Source organism: Streptomyces sp. NPDC058662 (assembly GCF_042716255.1).
GTDB lineage: Bacteria > Actinomycetota > Actinomycetes > Streptomycetales > Streptomycetaceae > Streptomyces.
Genome location: NZ_JBHXRU010000002.1, coordinates 94,812 through 114,567 on the forward strand (window position 1 = coordinate 94,812; position 19,756 = coordinate 114,567).

At 72.6% G+C, this 19,756-nt stretch carries 16 protein-coding genes and 2 pseudogenes; 12 read left to right on the forward strand and 6 right to left on the reverse strand.

The features are described from left to right. Window positions 1–80 precede the first annotated feature (80 nt). Window positions 81–563 (forward strand): VOC family protein, encoded by a 483-nt coding sequence (locus ACFWUQ_RS01540; RefSeq protein WP_384531473.1) that lies wholly within the window; start codon window positions 81–83, stop codon window positions 561–563. 162 nt (window positions 564–725) lie between these two features. Next, window positions 726–1,160 (forward strand): hypothetical protein, encoded by a 435-nt coding sequence (locus tag ACFWUQ_RS01545; protein WP_384531475.1) that lies wholly within the window; start codon window positions 726–728, stop codon window positions 1,158–1,160. Window positions 1,161–1,290: 130 nt separating this feature from the next. On the opposite strand, the gene ACFWUQ_RS01550 is transcribed toward ACFWUQ_RS01545, so the two are convergent. Together ACFWUQ_RS01550 and ACFWUQ_RS01555 are read right to left on the reverse strand one after the other, a co-directional pair. Then, the gene (locus ACFWUQ_RS01550) at window positions 1,291–1,734 is read right to left on the reverse strand and encodes a subtilase-type protease inhibitor (RefSeq protein ID WP_384531477.1); all 444 of its coding nucleotides are present in this window, start codon (window positions 1,732–1,734) and stop codon (window positions 1,291–1,293) included. A 207-nt stretch (window positions 1,735–1,941) separates the two neighbouring features. Further along, on the reverse strand, window positions 1,942–2,400 hold the full coding sequence (locus ACFWUQ_RS01555) for a Crp/Fnr family transcriptional regulator (RefSeq protein ID WP_384531479.1): 459 nt from the start codon (window positions 2,398–2,400) through the stop codon (window positions 1,942–1,944). A gap of 491 nt (window positions 2,401–2,891) precedes the next feature. On the opposite strand from ACFWUQ_RS01555, the gene ACFWUQ_RS01560 reads away from it, so the two are divergent. After that, a complete protein-coding gene (locus ACFWUQ_RS01560; RefSeq protein ID WP_384531481.1) occupies window positions 2,892–5,630 on the forward strand; it encodes a LamG-like jellyroll fold domain-containing protein in 2,739 nt (912 codons plus the stop codon). Between the two features lie 145 nt (window positions 5,631–5,775). On the opposite strand, the gene ACFWUQ_RS01565 is transcribed toward ACFWUQ_RS01560, so the two are convergent. Beyond that, window positions 5,776–6,231 (reverse strand): hypothetical protein, encoded by a 456-nt coding sequence (locus ACFWUQ_RS01565; protein ID WP_384531482.1) that lies wholly within the window; start codon window positions 6,229–6,231, stop codon window positions 5,776–5,778. A gap of 90 nt (window positions 6,232–6,321) precedes the next feature. Between ACFWUQ_RS01565 and ACFWUQ_RS01570 the strand changes: the two genes are divergently transcribed. The 4 genes from ACFWUQ_RS01570 (at window position 6,322) to ACFWUQ_RS01585 (ending at window position 10,693) form a co-directional block, all read left to right on the forward strand. After that, window positions 6,322–6,615, forward strand: a complete 294-nt coding sequence (locus ACFWUQ_RS01570; RefSeq protein ID WP_384531483.1) for a hypothetical protein — start codon at window positions 6,322–6,324, stop codon at window positions 6,613–6,615. Between the two features lie 583 nt (window positions 6,616–7,198). Continuing rightward, window positions 7,199–8,038 (forward strand): peptidoglycan-binding protein, encoded by an 840-nt coding sequence (locus ACFWUQ_RS01575; protein ID WP_384531485.1) that lies wholly within the window; start codon window positions 7,199–7,201, stop codon window positions 8,036–8,038. Window positions 8,039–8,284: 246 nt separating this feature from the next. Then, entirely contained in the window at window positions 8,285–9,361 is a 1,077-nt protein-coding gene (locus ACFWUQ_RS01580; protein WP_384531487.1) for an RNA ligase (ATP), read from the forward strand. Window positions 9,362–9,520: 159 nt separating this feature from the next. Continuing rightward, a complete protein-coding gene (locus tag ACFWUQ_RS01585) occupies window positions 9,521–10,693 on the forward strand; it encodes a serine hydrolase domain-containing protein (protein WP_384531488.1) in 1,173 nt (390 codons plus the stop codon). A gap of 72 nt (window positions 10,694–10,765) precedes the next feature. Here ACFWUQ_RS01585 and ACFWUQ_RS01590 read toward each other — a convergent pair whose 3' ends face one another. Further along, on the reverse strand, window positions 10,766–11,101 hold the full coding sequence (locus tag ACFWUQ_RS01590) for a hypothetical protein (protein WP_384531490.1): 336 nt from the start codon (window positions 11,099–11,101) through the stop codon (window positions 10,766–10,768). Window positions 11,102–11,495: 394 nt separating this feature from the next. On the opposite strand from ACFWUQ_RS01590, the gene ACFWUQ_RS01595 reads away from it, so the two are divergent. From ACFWUQ_RS01595 to ACFWUQ_RS01605, 3 genes are all read left to right on the forward strand, one after another. Beyond that, a complete protein-coding gene (locus tag ACFWUQ_RS01595) occupies window positions 11,496–12,977 on the forward strand; it encodes a cytochrome P450 (protein WP_384531492.1) in 1,482 nt (493 codons plus the stop codon). A 299-nt stretch (window positions 12,978–13,276) separates the two neighbouring features. Further along, entirely contained in the window at window positions 13,277–14,404 is a 1,128-nt protein-coding gene (locus tag ACFWUQ_RS01600) for a selina-4(15),7(11)-diene synthase (RefSeq protein WP_384531493.1), read from the forward strand. Between the two features lie 15 nt (window positions 14,405–14,419). Then, on the forward strand, window positions 14,420–15,775 hold the full coding sequence (locus tag ACFWUQ_RS01605; protein WP_384531494.1) for a cytochrome P450: 1,356 nt from the start codon (window positions 14,420–14,422) through the stop codon (window positions 15,773–15,775). Window positions 15,776–16,106: 331 nt separating this feature from the next. Here ACFWUQ_RS01605 and ACFWUQ_RS01610 read toward each other — a convergent pair whose 3' ends face one another. After that, window positions 16,107–16,442 carry a YdhR family protein gene (locus ACFWUQ_RS01610; protein WP_384531496.1) on the reverse strand — a complete coding sequence of 112 codons (336 nt, stop codon included), beginning with the start codon at window positions 16,440–16,442 and terminating at the stop codon, window positions 16,107–16,109. A 201-nt stretch (window positions 16,443–16,643) separates the two neighbouring features. On the opposite strand from ACFWUQ_RS01610, the pseudogene ACFWUQ_RS01615 reads away from it, so the two are divergent. After that, a pseudogene (locus ACFWUQ_RS01615) lies at window positions 16,644–17,883 on the forward strand (IS701 family transposase). A gap of 89 nt (window positions 17,884–17,972) precedes the next feature. Beyond that, window positions 17,973–18,299 (forward strand): annotated as a pseudogene (locus tag ACFWUQ_RS01620) (transposase domain-containing protein); the annotation flags it as partial. Window positions 18,300–18,316: 17 nt separating this feature from the next. On the opposite strand, the gene ACFWUQ_RS01625 reads toward ACFWUQ_RS01620, so the two are convergent. Further along, the gene (locus tag ACFWUQ_RS01625; protein WP_384531498.1) at window positions 18,317–19,705 is read right to left on the reverse strand and encodes a phospholipase D-like domain-containing protein; all 1,389 of its coding nucleotides are present in this window, start codon (window positions 19,703–19,705) and stop codon (window positions 18,317–18,319) included. Window positions 19,706–19,756 lie beyond the last annotated feature (51 nt).

Consider the following 19,756-nt stretch of genomic DNA (forward strand, 5'->3'; position numbering starts at 1 on the left):
ACCGATGAATTTCGGGCCCGGGGCCGGTCTGTATGGGAGGGAACGGATCGAACCGCCCCCCCACGCGCCTGGAGGCAGCCATGACCAGCAACGGATTCACCACGTGCCTGTGGTTCGACGGCGACGCGGAAGCCGCCGCCGACTACTACCTGTCCGTCTTCAAGGACGGCAGGCTCGGCCGCGTCGGCCGCTACACGGAGGCGGGGCCGGGCCCGGCCGGCTCGGTCATGGTCGTCGAGTTCGAGATCAACGGGCAGCGGTTCATCGGTCTCAACGGAGGCCCGCAGTTCCCCTTCACCGAGGCGGTCTCCTTCCAGATCCGCTGCGCCGACGAAGCGGAAGCGGACTACTACTACGAGGCGCTGACCAGGGACGGCGGCCAGGAATCGGCCTGCGGCTGGGTCAAGGACAAGTTCGGCCTGTCCTGGCAGGTCACCCCGGAGGAGGCCATCGAGCTGGTCGCCGACCCGGACCCGGAGCGGGCCGCGCGCGCGACCGCCGCGATGCTGGGGATGAAGAAGCTGGACGTGGCGGCGATGCGCCGCGCCGCCGACGGGGAGTGACGCGAGGCCGCGTAGGGCCGCCCGCCTCGGTCTCGGTCCTACGTACGGTCGCCGCCGCCGAGCGCGCGGACGGCCGGTGCCCGGTGAATCACGCCCCCCACCGGAGTGAGATCCACCCGCTACCCGGCCCGGTGCACCCGCCGAGCGGGTACAGAGCCGGACATGAAGCTCAAGCCCTACTTCCTCGGCGCCCTGCTGCCGGCCCTTCTCGCGCTGTCGGCCCCGGCCTCCGCCTCGGCCGCCGCCCAGGCGGACCGGGCCGCCCAGATCCAGCGGGGGCACACCGCCGCCGACATCAGCCGCTTCCTCAGCGCCTTCTACGGGGACCGGGGCCCCACGGCGCACAGCCGCGAGAACGAGGTCTCCCAGGTACTCAAGGACAAGCAGACCGTGAACAAGGAGGTCGACGTCCTGCTCTGCGCCCAGAACGAGCCGCAGGGCATCGGCGTCGGCCCGGTCACCGTCGCCCAGTCGGCCGGCGTCGGCTGGGCCACCGTCACCACGCACTGGGGAGCCGACGACACGGACACCTTCACCGCCTACGTCCGCCTCGACTCCCGGCCCATCCGGCTGGACGACGTGATCTGCGCCGGCTGAGGCCGCGGGCGGCGGGGCCGGGGCTTCGGGGCCCGGGTTTCGGGCCGGGGCCTCGGGCCGGACGGCGGTCGCACGGCGCCGCCCGGCCCGAGGGTCCGGCCTCGTTCCGCCCCGTCGCGCGCGGCGCCCGTCAGAAGTCGAACAGCACGCCGGTGGAGTTCCTCAGGCCGCACGGGTTGGCGAAGGTGTACGCGTAGTCCACCCTCGCGCCCTCCCAGACCCCGTCGGCCGTGACCGTCATCGGGTTCCACTCCCTGGTACAGGCGGTGTCCGCAGCCGGCGCCGCGAGCGCGTCCCACCCGGCCCGGTTCGCACGCAACTCGGCGCACGCGGCCGCCGGAGCGGGGTGCGTCCCGGCCGGAGCCGGCGCGCACACGAGTGTCACCGCGCGCACCACGGTGCCCGCGTCGGCGTCCTCGCCGGCCGTGAGGCCGAGCACGAGCGCCGACGGCGGGTAGAGGCTCGCCGTGCCCGCCGGTGCGGCGCCGGCCGCTCCGGGCCAGGCCAGCGCCGTGAGCGCGGTGAGCGTCATCGCGGCGGAACCGAGGGCGAGACCCCTTGTGATGGACCGCATTTCGAACACTCCCTTGAGTCGGTGTTTCGGATAGCGGACAGAGTCTTGCCCAGGCGGGGCGCGAACGCCCGTTCGTACCTCGTTTTCTCGTCACCGATCGTGTGCGGATGAGCGCAGACCGCAGCCGTCGTCGGCGGCTGACCAGTGCCGGAGCGGCCCGCCGAATCGGCTGAACACCGCCGGGAAACGCCCCGGAAACCTCCTCGGTCAGCTCGCCGTGAGGCGGGGGGCGTACAGGTCGAGCAGCCGGGTCCGGGTCTGGTGCAGCCGCAGGGCCAGGACGCGCCCCACCCAGTGCCCGACAGCCGAGCCGAAGGCGGGATCGGCGTCCATCAGCAGCCGCACGGCGGTCGCGTCGAACTCGTACGCGCGCACCGGGGTCATCGCCTCCGCCGCGAGCTGCCACACGTACGGCGGGAACAGCCACGACCAGCCCACCAGCTCGCCGGGGCCGAGGTTCTCCACCTGCGCGGCCTTGCGGCCCGGTACGGGAATCTCCAGGGTCACGGTGCCCGAGCGCACGATCCAGAAGGAATCGGCCCGCGCGCCCTCGTCGAAGATCCGGGTGCCCTCCGGGAAATTGACCTCTCGGGCCCGCGACATCAGCCGTCCGCGATGCTCGGTGGACAGGACGGCGGCGATCCGTACGGGGGAAGGTGTGCTCACGACGGCCTCCGATCACGACCCCCCACGACACTCCTGCTTCCCCCAGTGTGGCCCACGTCCGGCCGAACGGGCCCCGCCGCTCCCGGAAACCCTCGGAAGGCCGGGTGCTGGGGCGCTGGGGTGCCCGAAGCGGCGCGGGTGACCCTGCGTGGCCGCGCGGCATCGCCCGAAGTGGCGTATCCGCGTCACCACGGGTACCGGACACCTGTCCCTGGTGACGGTGCGGGAATACTCCGCCGAGGGGCCGCCCAGCAGGTACACCACCCTGGACGTGACCGCCCGGCGCCATGCCGCCGCCGTCGCGGGCGGCTCAGCGGCCGCGGGGCCCGGACGCGGTTCGGCATCCGATGCGTCAAGTGGGGTGAACAGAGCGCCGAATCCCCCTAGGGTGCGCCCGTACGCATGGTCGCGCACGGCCGGTCGGCTGTTTTCGGCCATGGCCCGACGGTCGCGCGCCCTACGGCCGTTCCGCACACCGAACTGGGGGGTTCATGCGTAGATCCCGAGGACCGGCGGCCGCGCTCGCCCTGACCCTGGTGGGAACCGCGGCGGGAGTGGGGCTCGGCCTCGCCCCGCAGGCCGCGGCACTCACCCCGCCCGTCGCCTTCACCGCGGACCCGCTGGCGACCTGGCAACCCAACGGCATCGTCTGGGCCCTCGCCGAGGCGGGCGGCCAGGTCTTCGCCGGCGGCACCTTCTCCACCGTACGGCCGCCGGCGGGCGGCGGCGGCAGCGAGCAGCCGGCCGTCAACTTCGTGGCGCTCGACGCCGCGACCGGCGCCCCGACCTCCTGCAAGCTGTCCTTCACCATCGGCTCGGGCACCGCCACCGTGCGCGCCCTCGCGCTGTCCCCGGACAAGAGCACCCTGTACGTCGGCGGCTACTTCGGGGCCGTCAACGGCACCCCCGTCTCCAGCCTCGCCGCCGTCGACGTGGCGACCTGCACCGTCGAGCAGTCCTTCCGCCCCGCTTTCGCGGCCACCGTCAGGGCGCTGGCCGTCACCGGCGACACGGTCTACGCGGGCGGCGACTTCCTCACCGTCGCGGGCCAGCCCCGCCACCGCTTCGCCGCCGTCGGCGCCACCGACGGGGCACTCAAACCCTTCACCGCCCACGCGGACGAACCGGGCCGCGCCGTCGAGGTCACCCCGGACGGCGCGAACGTGATCCTCGGCGGGGACTTCTTCACGGTCAACGGCGTGAACACGCACGCGCTGGCCGTGGTGAACGCCACCAGCGGCGCGCTCACCAGGTCCTACCCCGGCTTCATCGAGACCAACTCGGTCGTCAAGGACATCGCGACCGACGAGACCGGCTTCTACACCGCCAACGAGGGCACGGGCGGCGGCGTCTTCGACGGCCGGATCGGGCTCGACCTGCCCGGCTTCAACCAGCGCTGGCGCGACACCTGCCTGGGCGCCACCCAAGCCGTGCTGCCGTACGGGGGCGTCCTCTACAGCGCCTCGCACGCCCACGACTGCGCCAGCGTCGGCGAGTTCCCCGACGGCCAGCGCCACCACCTCCTCGCCCAGCCCACCAGCGGCACCGCGAAGCTGGGCTGGGCCCCCGACACCAACGACGGCATCGGCGAGGGCATCGGCCCGCGCGTGATGACGGTCGGGTCCAAGGCCGGCGTCCAGTACCTGTGGGTGGGCGGCGAGTTCACCACCGTCAACGGAGCGGCCCAGCAGGGCCTGACCCGCTTCGCCTCCACCGGCGACACGGGCGCCCCCACGGTCCCCGTCGCGAGCGCGGTCAGCTTCAAGCCCGGTGAGGCCCAGGTGCGCTGGCGCACGAGCCTCGACCTGGACGACAGTGCGCTGACCTACCGGATCCACCGCAACGGAGCGGCCGCCCCGATCGCGACCGTCACGGCCGACTCGCTGTTCTTCCGCCGCCCGCAGGCCTCCTGGACCGACACCACCGTCGTGCCCGGCCAGTCGTACACGTACCGGGTGACCGCGACCGACGCCGCGGGCAACACCAGCCCCCTGTCGGGGACGGCGGCCGTGACGGTCCCGCTGAAGGCGGACGGCTATCCCCACCAGGTCCGCGCCGACGGCGCCCAGCAGTACTGGCGCTACGACGAGTCGGCGCTGCCCTTCGTCGCCGACTCCTCCGCCGGCGGCGACCGCAGCGGGGTCCACTTGAACGACCCCGCACTGCGCCAGGCACCCGGCGCCGTGTCGGGAGCGAGCACCGCCATCGGCTTCGACGGCGCCGACACCCAGGTGTACGGGGACAAGCGGCAGACGGTCGGCGCGAGCTACTCCGTCGAGACCTGGTTCCGGACGGGCACGACCCGGGGCGGCAAGCTCGTCGGCTTCGGGAACAACCAGGCGCGCGGCAGCAGCCAGTACGACAAACACCTCTACATGACCAACGACGGGCGGCTCGTCTTCGGCGTCTACACCGGCGCGACCCGCACCATCACCACCGGCGGCCCCGAGCGCTACAACGACAACAGCTGGCACCACGTCGTCGCCACCCAGGGCCCGGGCGGGATGGTCCTGTACGTGGACGGCGTGCAGAAGGGCACCCTCGGCGTCACCGCCCACGAGAACTTCTCGGGCTACTGGCACGCGGGCGGCGACAGCCTCGGCGGCTGGCCGGACCGGCCGCTCAGCGACTACTGGGCCGGCCTGCTGGACGAGACCGCCGTCTACCCGACGGTCCTGAGTGCCGCGCAGGTGCAGCACCACTACGCACTGGCCACGGCGCCCGCCGACTCGGTCGTCGAGGTCACAGCCGCGGCGGACACCTACGCCAACGCGGGAGCCCCCGCGGGCAACTACGGGACCTCCGGCTCGCTCGCGGTGCGGGGAACCTCGTTCTACGCCTCGTACCTCCGCTTCGACCTGCCGGCCGCACCGCCGGGCACCGTACTGAAATCGGCCGTACTGGGCGTGAAGACGAGCACGATGAGCGGCGCCGGCACGACGGACACCGTCTCGGTGCTCCCGGTCACCGGCTCCTGGACCGAGGACGGGACGACCTACGCCAACCGTCCCGCACTGGGCGGCCCGGCCCTCGGCGCCTTCCCGGGGATCGCCGACGGCTCGGCGGTGCACACCGCCGGACTGGACACCGCGACGCTCGCGGCGGCACTGGGGAGCGGCTACTCCCTGGCGCTGAGCAGCACGGGCACGGACGCCCTGTGGCTGTGGTCCTCGGAGGCACAGGCCAACGAGGGCACACCGCGGCTGACACTCACCTTCGGCGCGCCGTGAGCCGGACGCCCGACCGCCGCGGGCGGGCCGCCCCCGGGGTGAGCGTCGCCGCCGGGTGAGTGTTGCCCCCCGGGGTGAGCGTCGCCGTCGGGTGAGCGTCGCCGTCGGCACCGCCGGATCGGAAACGGGTTCCGATCCGGCGGTGTCAGCGCGGCGCCTCCACCTCCAGGAAGCGGTGGCGGCGCGGGCCCCGGTACAGCAGGCAGACCCACCCCAGCCGCTCCAGGACGGCCGCACAGGCCGCCAGCCGCTCCTGCTCCTGCGCCGCCGCGCCACTGCCCGGCGGCCCGACCCAGGTCACCTCGACGCGGTTCGCCCCCGACGCGGCGGCGGCCACCCGGTAGCCCGTCCGCGTGCGCCGCCCCCGGGCGTCCAGCGCCGACGGCGGGAGCCCCGCCGCCTCCAGTACGAGGGCCACCGCGTGCGCCGGCCGCCGGAGCTCCCACGGGGCGGGAACCGCCGTACCGGCGGGCCCGTTCACCAGACGGCGGATTTGCAGCAGCCCCTCGTGGGCCGTGCGCAGCTCCGCCGCCCTGCCCTCGGGCGGTTCCGGGCCATCGCCCGTCGCGGCCTCGAACCCCTGCCCTGCCACGGACACCACCCACAACCCCGTCCGACTGAGTACCCCATGCCCAACGGCCTGAGTATCCGCCCCGATTCCCCGGGCCGCGGCCGCTGGTCGAATAGGGGCATGACCTCCGACGCCCCGGGCCGCGCGATCCGCCCGCGCATGCAGCACGTGACCACCGCCGGTTCGGCCCTGGCCGTGGCCCTGGTCCCGCTCGTGGTCGGCGTCCTGCTCGCCAAGACCCTGTCCGCCGACCCGATGACGCCGGTCAACGCCCTGATCGCGGGCGGCGGTCAGCGGGCCGCCCTGCCGCGCGGCGAGTGGCGGCGCCGGCGCCACACCGCCGTGCGGCGCCTGCGCGAGGCCCGGCGCCACACGTCCCGCCGCTGCGCCCACGCCCGCGGACACCGGCCCTGAGCCGGCGCGGGCGAGCTGCCGGCGGCGGGCGAGCGGTTGACGCGGCGCCCCCGGGACCGTACGGGGCGTGGGCGCGACCGGCCGCTACTCCCGACGCCGCGCGCGCAGCCAGGGCTCGGGCCAGGGTGGACTTCCCGGCCCCACTGATCCCCACCACCAGTACACGCCGCATCCACGCACCCTAGAGGCCGCCAACCGGCAGGGCCAGGGGCTCCCGTCGTGCGGCGCCTGCCGGGCGAGCCGACCCGCAGGATGGGAAACAAGGGGAGGGATCGGACATCCGGCTTGACGGGGCCGCCGCTGAGGGCGAGAGTGCGCCGACCGGGAAGCACTGTTACCCGCCGTTACCGCCGTCACCACGCTTGAGCCGCACTCCGGAGATGCCGCAGATGTTCAGATTCGCCCGCCTGTCGCCCGCCCCGGCCAGACCCGGCGGTCGCCCCGCCCCCGGCACGCGCGGCGCGGTAGTGGCGTCCCGCCGGCCCGTCGCCCCCGGTCCGGCCCAGGCCGCGCGGCGGCGGGCGGCCTGACCGGCGGGGTGGGGAGGAGGCGTCGCGCCGCCCCCCGCCCGCTGGGAGACACCATGGTCCACGATCCCGCTCAGCGCGCTGCAGCCGCCCCGGACGACCGCCGCCTCGTACGCCCGTACGCGCCCGTCGCGGCCCCGGGGCCGCTGTCACCGCCCCTGTCCCCGTTCGCACCGGTGCCCGCCGATCTCACGGACCCGGAGTCGGCCGCCGGCCCGTGGGCCGCGCCCGGCCCGGCCTGGCGGGAGAGCGGCCCGTCGACCTTCCCGGGGGAGGCGGGACCGCACACGGCGCGCACGGCCGCCGGATCCGCCGCCGTCCGCGGGGGCGGTCCGCCCGTGCCCGCGGCCGCGGAGGGGCGCGGCGGCAGCCGGCTCAAGGTCGCCGTACTCGCCCTGCTCGCGCTCGCCGCGGTCGGCGCTCTCGCCTCCCTCCTGCTCGGGCCGGACCCGGCGCCGCCGAAGGCCTCGGAGCCGCTCCGGCTGCCCGTTCCGGTCCTCCCGGCACACAGCCGGGGCCCTGACCCCGACGAGTCCGCCTCCGTACCCGCGTCGCCGTCGCGCACGCCCTCCCTCGCGCCCTCGTCCTCGCCGCGGCCGGACGCGTCGGCCGCCCAGGACCCGGGGCTCCCGACCGTGCCGCCGGGTCCGTCCGCCACCCGCCCCACCCCGCGGGCCACGGCGGCCGGGGACGGGACCCTGCGCCCCGGAGACCGGGGCCCCGAGGTGCGGGCTCTCCAGGAGCGCCTGCGGGAGCAGGGGTTCACGTACGTCAACACCACCGGCGTCTACGACGGCAACACCCGGCGCGGAGTCGCCCAACTCCAGGACGACCGCGACATCACCGGCGACCCCCGCGGTGTCTACGGTCCCGCCACCCGGGCCGCGTTCGGCTGACACCTCCGCACGTCGATGCGTACCGGGCGAGGACCGCCACCCACCGGGCGGTGCGAGCGTCCGCGGGCCGGGGCGGGGCGGCGTGGAGACTAGCATCGCGATAAACGCTGGACCAGCGAAAATGTCGACCGGAGAGTGGAGTTCGCAGTCGGTCGGGGGCCGGGGCGAGCAGCACTGCGTTCCGCCCGGCCCGCTCAGCACCGTCCTGTCCCGATCTCTCCGCGTCGCCACTCCCTGGGGGTCTCCATGTCCACACTCCGTGTCACGGTCGAAGAGCTGACCGTCCATGAGCATCCGAACGCCGACGCGTTGGAGCTGGCCCAGGTCGGCCTCTACCGGGCCGTGGTCGCCAAGGGGGCGTACCGCACGGGCGACTTCGCCCTCTACATACCGGAACAGGCCGTCCTGCCCGCCGTACTGATCGAGGAGCTGGGGCTGACCGGCCGCCTCGCCGGCGGCTCCGCCGACCGGGTCAAGGCCGTCCGGTTGCGCGGCGAGATCTCGCAGGGCCTCGTCTGCCGGCCGCGCGCGCTCGACGGCGTCGATCTGGAAGTCGCCGCGAAGGAGGGAGCGGACTTCGCGGAGCTGCTCGGCATCACCAAGTGGGTGCCGCTGATACCGACCCACATGAGCGGTGACGTCGAGTCGGCCCCCGACCTGCTGCCGTGGGTGGACATCGAGAACCTCCAGCGCTACCCGGAGCTGTTCGAGCCGGGCGAGCCCGTCGTCCTCACCGAGAAACTGCACGGGACGGCCTGCCTGTTCACGTACGTCGTCGAGGGTGAGCGGGCCCTCGTCTCCTCCAAGGGCTTCGGGGCGAAGGGCCTGGCGCTCAAGGAGGACGAGCGCAACCTGTACTGGCGTGCCGTGCACGGCCACGCCGTACACGCGGTCGCCGCGGACCTCGCCGCCCGGCTCGGCGCGACCCGGGTGGGGATCTTCGCCGAGGTGTACGGCGTGGGCGTCCAGGACCTGGCGTACGGCCACGACGTGCGCACCGCCGAGACGCCGCCGGGATACGCCGTCTTCGACGTGTCCGCCGAGATCGACGGGCAGGTGCGGTGGTTCGACCCCGCGGCGGTGCTGGCGGACGGTGAACTCCCGCTGGTGCCGAAGCTGTACGAGGGCCCGTACGAGCTCGGTGCGGTCCTGGCAGTGGCCACGGGGCGCGAGACGGTGTCGGGGCGGGGCCTGCACCTGCGCGAGGGCGTCGTGATCAGGCCGGCGGTCGAGCGGTACAGCCCGGTCGTGGGCGGCCGCGCCATCGCCAAGGCGGTCAGCCCGGCGTACCTGACCCGCAAGGGCGGTACGGAGTACGAGTGATGCGGGCGCGGACCGCACCGGAGGCCACCACCCCCGCGAGCCGGGGGTGGACCCCACCCGGGGTCGGGCGGGTAGCGGGATCGTCCGGGCGGCCGTCCGCGGACAGGCTGGATCCGGCACATACCACTGGTTACCCGACGGATCCGTAGGAGTTGTCTCGTGCGCGAACAGGCATGGCAGAGGTTGCGTTCCCCCCGGCGGCAGACGGGCGGCCGACGCGCGGCCGCCGGGATCGCCGCCGCGATGGCCGCCGGCATCATGGCGGTGGGGGTCCTGGCGCCGCCCGCGGCCGCCGCGGCCGCCGGGCCCGACACCGTCCAGCAGGGGCTGAACGCGCTGGTGCGCTCGGACGGACTGCCCGCCGCGCTGGCGAGCGTCCAGGACCGCGGCGGCCGCACCCGCACCTACACGGCCGGTGTCGGAGACATCGCCACCGGCGCGAAGGTGCCCCGGGACGGGCAGGTGCGCATGGGCAGCAACACGAAGACGTTCGTCGCGGTCGTCGTGCTGCAGCTGGTCGGGGAGGGAAAGATCGGCCTCGACGACACGGTGGACACGCATCTGCGGGGCCTCCTCCGCGGGGAGGGGATCGACGCAGGACGCATCACCGTCCGCCAGCTCCTCCAGCACACCAGCGGACTGCCCGAGTACGGGACGTACATACCCGACGACGTCCTCGCGCACCGCTACTTCGAGCCCCGCGAGCTGCTGGACATCGCGCTGGAGCACAAGGCCGTCTTCGAGCCCGGAAAGCGGTGGTCGTACAGCAACACGAACTACGTGGTGGCCGGCCTGCTCATCCAGAAGGTCACGGGCAGGCCCCTCGCGGAGGAGATCGACCGTCGCATCGTGCGGCCCCTCGGGCTGCGCCACACGTACTTCCCCGCCGCCGGCGACAAGACACTCCGCGAGCCCCACCCCAAGGGCTACCGCAGGGACGCGCCGGGCGCGCCGCTGCGCGACTCCACGGAGATCGACCCCTCCGCGGGCTGGGCGGCCGGGCAGATGGTCTCCACCAACTCCGACCTCAACCGGTTCTTCACCGCGCTCATGGACGGCGACCTCCTCCCGGCGGCCCAGCTCGCCCAGATGCGCACCACCGTCCCGATCGAGGGCACCGAGTTCGCGTACGGCCTCGGGCTCATGCGCCGGCCGCTGTCGTGCGGCGGTGTCTACTGGGGCCACGGCGGTGACATCGTGGGGTACGAGACCCGGGGCGGAGTCACCGACGACGGCCGCGCCGCCAACGTCGCGGTGACCATGGTCCCGGACGACCCGGCGGTCGCGGGGCGCGTCGGGAAGGCCGTGGACACGGCCCTGTGCCGCCGCTGAACCGCGCCCGCTACGGCGGCGACGGCTGAGGCACGGCCCGGCCCCCTCCCAGGGGTCGGGCACCCGCGCGGCCTACGCGGCGGCCTCGGCCTCCTGGAGTACGTACTCCCGCGCGCCCTCGGGGCCGCCCCAGCGCGGGTCGGCGGCCGGGACGGCGCCGCGGGAGGTGCGGTGGCCGGCGTCCCAGTCACGCAGCCGGTCCGCGCACTCGCGCGCCTGCTCGGCGACCCCGGGGTCGGCGGGGCTGACCGCGAAGTGCAGCTGCCCGACGATCGCGCGGCGCAGCAGGTACTCGCGCTCCTTCACGGGCGGGGGCGGTGTCCCGGCACGCTCGGCCGCGGTCAGCTCTTCCAGCAGGCCGGTGAGGGCGGCGGTCTCCGTGATCAGCGCCCAGAGGTCCTCGTCCACCGTGCTGACTCTCCTCTCGGGGGTGGGGGCCGCCGGCGCGGCACGGGCCCCGAGCACTCTACTGGCCGCCCGCGCGGCGTGATCACCGCCGGGTCGGGACACCGCGCGGCCACCAGGGGCGTGCGTGTGCCGCGGGTGGGGCCCGTCGGGCCGCCGGCTCAGGGCTGTGGGCAAGTGGTGGCACTGACCTGCCAGTTCCCCGCCGCTGTCCTGAATTCCCTCCGTGCTCGGCCGATTTCGGCGAGCGATATGCTGCCACCGGCCCGGGAGCCCGTACGACCACACCGGCGTGGTCGACGGACCGGCGCCAGTGACACCGCGAGCGCCGCACCGGCGCCCCCGCCCGCGCGCTCGCGTGTCCTCCGTCCCGTCCGGCAGTGCCTTCGGAGGCCTTGTGAGTACCCTGCGTCCAGAACACCCCAGCGACGGTTCCGCTCTCGTGCCGCCCCCGGGCTGTCCTGCGCACGGGCAGGGTGACGCCGGCATATCCCGGCTCCACGGGCCGGAGGCGGAGCGCGACCCGGCCGCGCTCTACGAGCGGCTGCGCCGGCAGTACGGCCCGGTCGCCCCCGTCCTCCTGCACGGTGACCTCCCCGCATGGCTGGTACTGGGCCACCGCGAGAACCTCGATGTGGCACGCACCCCCTCGCTCTACTCCCGCGACTCGCGCCGCTGGCGCATGTTCCAGGAAGGCAGGGTCGCGGCCGACTCCCCCCTGGGGCCGACCGTCGGCTGGCAGCCCATCTGCGTCTTCGCCGACGGCGAGGAGCACCAGCGGCTGCGGGGCGCCGTCACCGACAGCCTGGCCCAGTTCGACCGCCGGGGCGTACGCCGCTATGTCGTCCGCCACACTAAGCAGCTCGTCGGAACCTTCGCCGAGGCGGGCCGGGCCGACCTGATCCCCCAGTACGCCGAGAAGCTCCCGATGCTCGTCATGACGCAACTCCTCGGCATGCCGGAGGAGTACGGTCCCCGCCTCGTGCGTGCCTGCCTCGACCTGATGAAGGGCAGCGAGACCGCGCTCGCCAGCAACGACATGCTGGTGGTCACGCTGCGCGAGCTGGTCAGGCGCAAGCGAGAGACGCCCGGCCGCGACCTCGCCAGCTGGCTCATCGGCCACGAGGCCGGCCTGAGCGACGACGAGGTGATGGAGCACCTGCGTCTCGTGCTCGTCGCCGCGAACGAGACCACGGTGAACCTGATCGCGAACACGCTCAGGATGGTGCTCACCGACCCGCGCTTCCGCGCGAACCTGGCCGGCGGCCACATGACGCTCCCCGACGCGCTGGAGCAGGTGCTGTGGGACGCGCCGCCGCTGTCGGTCATCCCGGGACGGTGGGCGACGGGAGACACGGTCCTCGGCGGCCGGCAGATCCGCAAGGGCGACATGCTGCTGCTCGGAGTGGCGGCGGGCAACGCCGACCCGGAGATCCGCCCCGACCTGACCGCCCCCGTCCACGGCAACCGTTCGCACCTCGCGTTCAGCAGCGGTCCGCACGAGTGCCCCGGGCAGGACATCGGCCGGGCCATCGCGGCCGAGGCCATCGACACCTTGATGACCGAGCTGCCCGGTCTGACGCTCACCGTCCCGGAGAGCGAGCTCAGGACGAGCACCTCGTGGGTCTCGCAGCGCGTGGACACGCTGCCCGTCACCTTCCCGGCGCGCCGGGCACCGGCCGGCGACGGCTCCACGACGCGGTCCCGGGTCCGGCTCCCGGAGCTCCCCGAGGTGACGCAGGGGGGAGCGGCGGCTGTGGCGTCGGGCGTGGCTTCGGGCGTGCCGTCGGGCGTGGCTTCGGGCGTGCCGTCAGGTGTGCCGGGAGGTGTCCTGACCGCGCGTCGGCCGTGGTGGAAGTCCCTGCTCCCGCGGCGCTGACCGGACGCCGGCGGAGCGCCGCCGCACGGTCGGCGGCCCGCCGCTGGATCGCCGCCCGGACGTCGCCGGTACGTCGCCCGCACGTCTCCGCCGGGGCGGCCGCGCGTCGCCAACTCGTCCCCGATCGGCCCGTACCGCTCCGGTGCCGGTACGGGGACCCCTTGGACGGGCGGATTCCGGTGGGTACCATCGCCGGGATGTTGATCACCCTTGCCCGGCGTTGAGTGTGCCTCCGGCACAGACCCACACCGTCCTCGTGTGGTCAGGGGTTCGCACGGACGGCTGAGAGGCAACCAAGAATGAGGCAGGGGACCGAGTTCACCGTTCCGCCCACCTACGCTCCGATACCCCCCGCCATCCATCCCCGCCACGCGGCGGTCGACGCCCAGACCGCCGCCTGGGCCGAGACGTTCGCGATCGGTTCCGAGGAGCTGCGGGGCCGGCTCGTCCGCCACGACATCGGCACCTTCTCCGCGCGGATCCTGCCCGCGGGCCACGAGGAGGTCGTCGCGCTCCTCTCCGACTTCGTGCTGTGGCTGTTCGGTGTGGACGACGGTTTCTGCGAGGAGGGGGCGCTGGGGCGAAGACCGGGCGATCTCACCGCCGCACTGCACCGGTTGCTGCGCGTGGCGCAGAACCCGGAGGCGCCGATGCTGCTCGACGACCCGCTCGCCCGGGGCCTGCGCGACCTCAGGCGCAGAGTCGCCCGCTACGGCACGGCCGGCCAGACCGCGGCCTGGGTCGCGGCGCTCCGCGAGTACTTCTTCTCGGTCGTGTGGGAAGCGTCCCACCGCACCGCGGGCACGGTGCCCTCGCTCAACGACTACACCCTGATGCGCCTCTACGACGGGGCTACCACCGTGGTGTTCCCGCTGCTGGAGATGGGGCACGGGTACGAACTCGGCGCGCACGAGCGGGACCGGCCGGACGTGCGGGCCGCGGCGGAGATGGCCTCGTTCGTCATCACCTGGGACAACGACCTCTTCTCCCACCACAAGGAGAGCCGCGGCGCCGGCTACTACCTCAATGTCCTGCGGGTGCTCCAGCACGAGTACGCGATCACCCTCGACCAGGCCTTGGCCCTGGCGATCGGCCAGCGGGACCGGGTGCTGTGCGCCTTCCTGCGCCTCTGGGACTCCCTGCTGGACGACGCGAGCCCGCAGCTGCGGCAGTACCTCCAGAGCCTCGCCTCGTTCATCCGCGGCTCACAGGACTGGGGCATCACCTCGCTGCGCTACACCACCCCCGAGGATCCGGCCTCCCTGCCCACGCACTTCACGGACTCGCCGAGCGACACCAGCCCCGACCCCCTGGACATCCCCGCCATCTCCTGGTGGTGGGACCTGCTGCCCGCCGGGCCTCCGCGTACGGTCCACCACCCCGCCCCCGGTCGCGCCCCGTTCGCGCACGGCACCACGACCGCGTAGAAGAAAGGATTCGCCGTGTCACTACCGTTGAAGGCGGTCCCACGTGCCCCCGGGGGGATCCCGCTCCTCGGGCACGCCGTGAAGCTGGGACGCCGGCCGCTGCAGTTCCTGCGGTCGCTCAGCGAGGTCGGCGACCTCGTGCGGGTCGACCTGGGGACGATGCCGCTCTACGTCGTCACCAGCGCCGAACTCGTCCGCGACGTCACGGTCACCCAGGCCCGCGCCTTCGAGAAGGGCCGACTGTACGACCGGGTGCGGCCCCTGGTCGGCAACGGCCTGGCCACCGCCGGGGGAGATGTCCACCGCCGTCACCGCCGGCTGATCCAGCCCATGTTCCACCAGACGCGCATCGCCGACTACGCGCAGATCATGAGCGACCGGGCCGTCGCCCTCGCCGAGTCCTGGACCCCCGGCCGGCGCATCGCCGTCGAGCAGGTGATGGGGGAGCTGGCCATCGACATCCTCGCCGAGACCATGTTCTCGACCGACATCGGACGCCCGGCCGTCGGCGCGGTCCGCCGGGACCTGCCCGTCATCCTGAAGAACATGCTCTTGCGGGCCGCGTCGCCCAAGCTGCTGGACCGCCTCCCCATTCCCCCCAACCGGGCGTTCGACGCCGCCGCGCAGAGCATGCGCCAGGTCATCGACGACGTCATCGCGGGCACCCGCCGGTCGGGGCAAACCGATCAGGCCGACCTGCTGTCCGTGCTGCTGGCGGCACGCGACGCCGACACCGGGGAGGCGCTCACCGACGAGGAGGTCAGGGACGAGCTCGTCACCATCCTGTTCGCGGGCACCGAGACCACGGCGTCCACCCTCTCCTGGGCCCTCCACGAGATCGCCCGGCACCCGGAGGTCGAGAAGCAGCTGGTGGCCGAGGTCGACGAGATCGTCGGCAGCCGCCCCGTGACCATCGAGGACGTCCCCCGCCTGACCGGTATCCGGCGGGTGCTGGACGAGGTGATCCGCCTGCACGGTGTCACGCTCCTCATGCGCCGCACGACCGAGGAGGTCGAGCTGGGAGGGTTCACCATCCCCGCCGGCAAGGAGGTCGGCTTCAGCCTCTACGCCCTGCACCGCGACCCCGCGCTGTACGCGGACCCGGACCGCTTCGACCCCGACCGGTGGCTGCCCGAGCGCCGGGCGCACATCCCCCGGGAGGCGTTCGTGCCCTTCGGATCGGGCAACCGCAGGTGCATCGGGGATGCCTTCGCGTGGACGGAGGCCACCATCGTCCTCGCCACGCTCCTGGCCCGCTGGCAACTGCGTCCCGTCCCCGGCCACACCCCCCGGGAAGCGGCCTCCGCGATGGCCCACCCGGACCACGTCCCGATGGAGGTCGCGCCCCGCGCCCCCGCCGACCGGCCCTGAGAACGCCGACCACCGCGCCGCGGGCGGGCACACCGCGCGGCGGGGTGCCCGGGCGCCGCCTTCGATCCCCTTGTCGGCCGAACGGGTCAGGTCACCAGTGGCTTGACCAAGGTGCGGTAGACCGGCGCGCCCTTTTGGCTGAACGAGGAGGGCGGGTCGATAGGTAGAGGGAAATGCCGAGAAGGCGAATATCCGCCACCGCTACTGCTGCGGGGAGTGCCCCACTAGTACTCCAGCTGTAGATCGTGATCTTTGCGGTTGTTGGGCTGCTTGGTGCTGGTAGTGGCCGGCACGGGCTCGGTCTGGTGCGGTCGCGTTAGTCGTCGGCGGGTCACGTTGTCGTGTCCGCCGGGTGGCCGGACTCGGCGAAGGGCCCCCGGTCGGGCCGCAGCGAATAGAGCACCTCGTACACCTCGCGGCGGACCTCGACGGCTTCGTACGCGGCAGGGATTGTGCGGGCGAGCTCGGTCTCCCGGAACGCGTCGAGCGCCTCGCGGCTCTCGAAGAAGTAGATGCCGCACACGTCGCCGGTTGCGCTGTCGCGGCCGTAGACCTTCTGCAGGAGACCGGGTACGTCATGGAAGCGGGGCCGCCGCTCCAGCAGGCGCCGCTCGAACTCCTGCGCATCGAGTCCGGATGTGATCCGGACGAAGAGGATGGCGGGCATGGAGTCATCTCCGTCCTTGAGATGCCCCCTGAGTCGAGTCTAGCAAGCAGGCACATGGACAGTGATCTCGCTGGTCAGGGCCTGTGCGGACACAGGTGCGGCCACCGTTGATCATCGTGAGTTGTGTGGACTGACGAAGAGACGGTGGCCGCAGGTCACAGCATAGATCCCACCCGTTGGCGGGGTGCGTTCGAGGCCCTGATGGGCAGGATCGCGGGCCGCTTCGCACGGGTTGAACCCCGGCGCCGGGCCGGGTGGCTGGTGCTCGGTCTGCTGGCGGACCTGCCGCGCAAGAACTGCTGGACGATCGCGGAGTGGGCCGGGGATCCCACTCCGCACGGTTTGCAGCACTTGCTGTCCCGGGCGTCCTGGGATGCGGACACGGTCCGTGATGACGTCCGTGACTACGTGGTCGAGCATCTGCGTGATGACGCGGCGGTGCTGGTCGTCGACGAGACCGGCGACGTGAAGAAGGGCACGCACACCGTCGGGGTCCAGCGGCAGTACACCGGCACCGCGGGCCGGATCGAGAACTCCCAGGTCGCCGTCTACCTCGTCTACGCCGGCAGCCGCGGGCACGCCGCGGTGGACCGAGAGCTGTACGTTCCGCGCGCGTGGACCACCGATCCCGACCGCTGCCAGGCCGCGGGCATCCCAGAGGAACGGGCCTTCGCGACCAAGCCGGAACTGGCCGCCGTGATGATCGAACGGTTTCCTGGACGCCGGGCACCACGCCGACTGGGCGGCCGGGGACGAGGTCTACGGCGGCAACCCGAAACTGCGGGCCGCACTGGAAACACGCGGCATGGGCTACGTCCTCGCCGTCGCCTGCTCAGCCGGAATCACCACCCAGGCAGGCAAGTTCAGGGCCGACGCCCTGGCCGGCAAGCTGCCCAGGCGGGCCTGGCAAAAGCTGTCCGCCGGGGCCGGCGCGAAGGGGCACCGGTTTTACGACTGGGCCGTCATCGACACCGTCGACCCCGGCCCCGGGCACCGTCAGCTGCTGATCCGCCGCAACCGCGCAACCGGCGAACTCGCCTACTACCGCTGCTGTTCGCCCGGGGCCGTGCCGCTGACCACCCTGGTCAGGATCGCCGGATCAAGGTGGCGGGTGGAGGAGACCTTCCAGGCCGGAAAGGGTCTGGCCGGACTTGATGAGCATCAGGTCCGACGATTCGTGTCCTGGACCCGCTGGGTCACTCTGGCGATGCTCGCCCATGCCTTCCTCGCTGTCGTCCGGGCCGACGAACACGACCGGGCCGCCGACCCCGCCGATCTGATCCCGCTGTCCTGCAACGAAGTACAGCGACTGTTCATCGCCATCGTCGTCCAGTCCGTCCACAACACGGCCAACCGTCTCGCCTGGTCCAACTGGCGCCGTCGCCATCAGGCCCGATCCCAGACCAGCCACTACCGGCGACAAGCCGCAACGCAGACATGAAGATCACGATCTACAGCTGGAGTATTAGCAACAGGCAGTCGTCCAAGACAGCTTGTTCCCGAAGAGCTCCGTTGCCTTTCCATCATGTCCTGTCGGCCCCGGTGGTGGCCATCACCCGTACGGCCATCGTGGCGGCGGGCCGGTTTGCACCGGGGCACCTGGGCGAGCTGACAGCCGTCGTGCCGTTTGAGCTGGTCGACGCGGTCCTGGAGGAAACGCGGTCGGTGCAGCGGCGACTGCGTGGTCTCCCGTCGCGGGTCGGGATGTACTTCCTGCTCGCGATGTGTCTGTTCCCCGAGGTCGGCTATCGGCTGGTCTGGGACAAGCTGACAGCGGGCCTGGACGGGATTGAGGTGGCCTGTCCGACTCCGAAGGCCCTGTGTGATCCGCGGCGTCGATTGGGCGCCCTTCGTTTGACAGACCCAATCGTGAGTCATGCCGGAGGGCAGTGCCCGCCGGCGAGGACCGTCTGGTCGAAGTTTTCGCGGAACTTCTCGTAGAGGGCGGTGTTCTCGATTTTCAGAAGGGTTTCGTCCTGGGAGCGCAGGTTCGGGTACGTGTAGTTGTGGCTGCCGGTGAAGATGAGCTTGCGTCCGCCGGTGCCCAGGTAGGTTCCGTCGATGAGCAGGTACTTGGAGTGGATGCCCCGAGCCGTGCCACCTGCCTCGGTGCCCTGGCATTTGCTCAGGCTGTTCAGTTTGGCGGTCGTGAGGACGTTCTTGACCGTGCTGCCGACGTTGCCGGGGTCCCCGTTGTGTACCACGTGAACCTGGCATCCCGCGGCCCGCATGTCACGGAGCTTCTCCGCGACCTGGGTGCGGGTGAAGGCGTACATACCGATGCGGATCTGGGTGGTGGGTACGGCTTTGCAGTCCACGTTCTTCAGGAGGGAGACGACTGTGTCGCTCGACGCGTCGTTGCGCGGGTCGACGGGGGAACCAAGGGCGGTGTCGTTGTCGGACTCCACTCGCGGGAAGAAGTACGTCTTGTACGGGCCGACGTCCTTGGCCGTGTAGTTGTCCGCCAGGCCGGCGCCTTGGGAGCCGTGCATGAGGAGTTGCTTCCAGTAGCGGTTGTACTCCTGGTAGAGCCCGGCGTCGGGGATGGTGACGGCGTTGTTGTACATGCCCACACGCTGGTTGGTGGTCAGGTTCGCCGAGGACTGGAAGACCACGTTCGCGGTGGTGCCGACCTTCTCGAAGACGAAGAACTTGTTGTGGTTGATGGCGGACTCGCCCTCACCCGAACCGCTCGCCGGGGGGAGGACACGGTTGCCGACGCATCCGCGGTCCTGTGGGCAGGCCAGGACGAACGAGCCGGCGGTGTCGGCGTCGACGCTCTGCCCGTACTCCACCTTCCCCAGTGCCTCGCTCAGCGTCTGGTACTCGCCGCCTCCCGCGGCCACCGTGTCCCCGTCCAGAATCAGCTGGATCCGCAGCTCGCCCTTGCGTGAGAGAAGTGCCTTGCGGACCTCGTCGTCGGTGAACAGGTACATGGAGCCGCGGACGAGTGAGCCCTTCTCCGCACGCTGGATGAGGTCGATCAGCTGGTCGCGGAGGGCGTTCTGGTCGCCCCACGCGCTGGGACTGACGCCGTGTGGACGCTCTGTCGTCTTGTCCGGGTCGTTGAAGGTGGCTTCCAACGTCACAGGCGCCGGTCCTGGCACGTAGCCGGCGAAGTCCTCGACGGCGTACGGCATGGCGGCCGCACCGTCTGCGGTGACCGCAGCCGACGGGGCGACGGCGTAGGCGGTGACGCTGGCACCTGCGAGGAGGACGACTGCGGCCATGGTGGTCACAGATTTGCTGACGTGGCGTATCACTCGGGCTTCCTTAGCGGCAGACGGTCATGCAATTGGCTGTTGGGCGGCGAG

Bases quoted from the DNA above. Each gene is read 5' to 3' on its own strand.
- ACFWUQ_RS01545 (WP_384531475.1), top strand. From the start codon at position 726: ATGAAGCTCAAGCCCTACTTCCTCGGCGCCCTGCTGCCGGCCCTTCTC.
- ACFWUQ_RS01600 (WP_384531493.1), top strand. From the start codon at position 13,277: ATGAGGCAGGGGACCGAGTTCACCGTTCCGCCCACCTACGCTCCGATA.
- ACFWUQ_RS01550 (WP_384531477.1), bottom strand. From the start codon at position 1,734: ATGCGGTCCATCACAAGGGGTCTCGCCCTCGGTTCCGCCGCGATGACG.
- ACFWUQ_RS01570 (WP_384531483.1), top strand. From the start codon at position 6,322: ATGACCTCCGACGCCCCGGGCCGCGCGATCCGCCCGCGCATGCAGCAC.
- ACFWUQ_RS01575 (WP_384531485.1), top strand. From the start codon at position 7,199: ATGGTCCACGATCCCGCTCAGCGCGCTGCAGCCGCCCCGGACGACCGC.
- ACFWUQ_RS01540 (WP_384531473.1), top strand. From the start codon at position 81: ATGACCAGCAACGGATTCACCACGTGCCTGTGGTTCGACGGCGACGCG.
- ACFWUQ_RS01560 (WP_384531481.1), top strand. From the start codon at position 2,892: ATGCGTAGATCCCGAGGACCGGCGGCCGCGCTCGCCCTGACCCTGGTG.
- ACFWUQ_RS01580 (WP_384531487.1), top strand. From the start codon at position 8,285: ATGTCCACACTCCGTGTCACGGTCGAAGAGCTGACCGTCCATGAGCAT.
- ACFWUQ_RS01610 (WP_384531496.1), bottom strand. From the start codon at position 16,442: ATGCCCGCCATCCTCTTCGTCCGGATCACATCCGGACTCGATGCGCAG.